Source organism: Mesobacillus sp. (genome assembly GCF_049588175.1).
Classification (GTDB): domain Bacteria; phylum Bacillota; class Bacilli; order Bacillales; family Cytobacillaceae; genus Mesobacillus.
The window spans coordinates 1-1,630 of record NZ_JBAVFI010000160.1; the positions used below are offsets into that span (position 1 = coordinate 1).

At 39.3% G+C, this 1,630-nt stretch carries 1 protein-coding gene and 1 pseudogene; one reads left to right on the forward strand and one right to left on the reverse strand.

Going from position 1 to position 1,630, the window contains the following annotated elements:
* A pseudogene (locus WB217_RS03830) lies at positions 1 to 410 on the reverse strand (esterase); the annotation flags it as partial.
* A gap of 301 nt (positions 411 to 711) precedes the next feature.
* Between WB217_RS03830 and WB217_RS03835 the strand changes: the two are divergent.
* Positions 712 to 1,530, forward strand: coding sequence for a Cof-type HAD-IIB family hydrolase (locus tag WB217_RS03835; RefSeq protein WP_423990801.1), 819 nt, complete (start codon positions 712 to 714; stop codon positions 1,528 to 1,530).
* Positions 1,531 to 1,630 lie beyond the last annotated feature (100 nt).

The following is a 1,630-nucleotide window of genomic DNA, read 5'->3' on the forward strand; positions in this document are numbered from 1 at the left end:
CTGACTGCGGCTTTTATCCAATCATATTTTGCTAAGCCACCAAGTGTAGTGATGGCTCCCATGGAAGTTCCAGCAACTCCGATTCTCGATGGATCAACCAGATTTTCTTCAGCTAGGTTGTCCTTAATAATTGAAAGCTCGTCAATTGAGGTAAGGACGATTTCCCAAAAACGGAACCCAAGCTCCATCTCTGAGAATCCCTCTGCTCGCTCCCCATGGTATTTTGCTTCAGGCATTACTACCCTGTAGCCTTTTTCAGCGAAAAGGTAAGCTGCGTGCATATTCCTTTCCTTCGTGCTTGTAAACCCATGAAGAAAAATAATTAAAGGCATTTTGTCTGAAAATTGCTTTTGTTTTACTATATGGAGAACGGGAATATCTTTAATGCGTTTCTTTTCGACTAAAATCAACGTAAAACCCTCCTGGATATGCTTGAATGTAAATTCCACAGTTATCCTTACAGTCGAATTTACCGCTCTGTAAAATTAGAAAAATGATTTTTTTACAATTTATATGTAAAATGGTTAGCATAGTGGATATAAGATAAATTTATAACCCATCCAATATATGTATTGTAGAACTCTTATGAAAAAAGAGCCACTCAAACGCATATCATGAAGAAAAGTGTAAGCGCCTTGGTGAGCGCGGTCGGAGAGAATCTGGCCAGGCGCTGGAACAAAATATCTAAAACAGTTGGAAGAAGGAGTTTTTATGGCTGAAAAACATTTAATCGCATTAGACCTAGACGGTACTTTACTAACAGATGATAAAAGAATTTCTGAAAAAAATAAGCGAGTAATCCAAAAAGCCCGTGATGCTGGCCATATTGTCATGATTGCTACTGGAAGGCCTTTCCGTTCCAGTGAAATGTACTACCATGAGCTTGGACTTGATACACCGATCGTAAACTTCAATGGAGCTTTCATCCATCATCCACTTGATACAAAGTGGGGGGTGCACCATTCACCTCTGTCAATTGATGTGGCGAAGGATATTGTTGAAGCGCTTGATGATTTTAAATACCACAATATCATCGCTGAGGTAATAGACGATGTATACGTTCATTATCACGATGAAAAATTAATGGATATATTCAATTTGGGTAATCCGAATATCACAACTGGAGACCTTAGAAGATACTTAAAGACCTCTCCTACAAGTATGCTGATCCATTCTGAAGAAGAAGATGTGAAAAAAATCCGTGCACACCTGTCTGAGGTGCATGCTGAAGTGATTGACCACAGAAGCTGGGCTGCTCCATTTCATGTCGTTGAAATTGTTAAATACGGCTTGAATAAAGCTGTAGGCTTAAAGAAAGCTTCAGACTATTTCCAAATCCCTCCTGACAGGATCATTGCTTTCGGGGATGAAGATAATGATTTAGACATGCTTGAATATGCGGGACGCGGGATTGCTATGGGCAATGCGATTGACGTGGTGAAAAATATTGCAAATGATATCACCCTGACGAACGAAGAAGATGGAATCGGAGTATATTTGAACGATCTGCTTAATTTAAAAGCTCTATAATAAAGAAGTAGAAATTCAATTGCCGCTGCCAATTTGCACCTTCAAACTGGTTTCCGATTGATTCGAATACTTAAGGAGCATACTAGTATTGAAACGGCTT

Bases quoted from the DNA above. Each gene is read 5' to 3' on its own strand.
- WB217_RS03835 (WP_423990801.1), top strand. From the start codon at position 712: ATGGCTGAAAAACATTTAATCGCATTAGACCTAGACGGTACTTTACTA.